We start from the raw sequence: 350 nt of genomic DNA on the forward strand, positions 1-350 counted from the left end.
ACGTGAGCGGTATCAAGGCCGGCGATCTGGGCCGTGGTCATTGCCTTGACCTGGGCGGTGGTCAGCAGGGAGATGTTGTCGGTGCTGATCGCCGCTACCTCAGCGGTGGTCAGGGCTGCCACATCCTGGGTGCTCAGGGCGCGCAGCTGGTCAGAGCCAAGGGCACCTACCCCGGTTGCGCCGAGGGCCTGTGCCTGAGCAGTAGTCAGTGCCGCGATTTCCGCGGTGGTCAGGGTCGCCAGGTTGGTGGTGCTGATCGCCTGGATCTCCGCAGTGGTCAGGGCCGCCACATCGGCGGTCGAGAGGGCGCGGAGCTGATCGGAAGTAAGTGCGCCTACGCCTGCCGCGCC

Annotated in this window: 1 protein-coding gene; it reads right to left on the minus strand. The window is 67.1% G+C overall.

Features of this window, described 5'->3' with window-relative positions; genetic code table 11:
* Positions 1 to 350: hypothetical protein (locus JFN93_RS25335; RefSeq protein WP_199387177.1), on the minus strand; the 350-nt coding region annotated here is incomplete at both ends.

Source organism: Geomesophilobacter sediminis (genome assembly GCF_016458275.1).
Taxonomy (GTDB): Bacteria; Desulfobacterota; Desulfuromonadia; order Geobacterales; family Geobacteraceae; genus Geomesophilobacter; species Geomesophilobacter sediminis.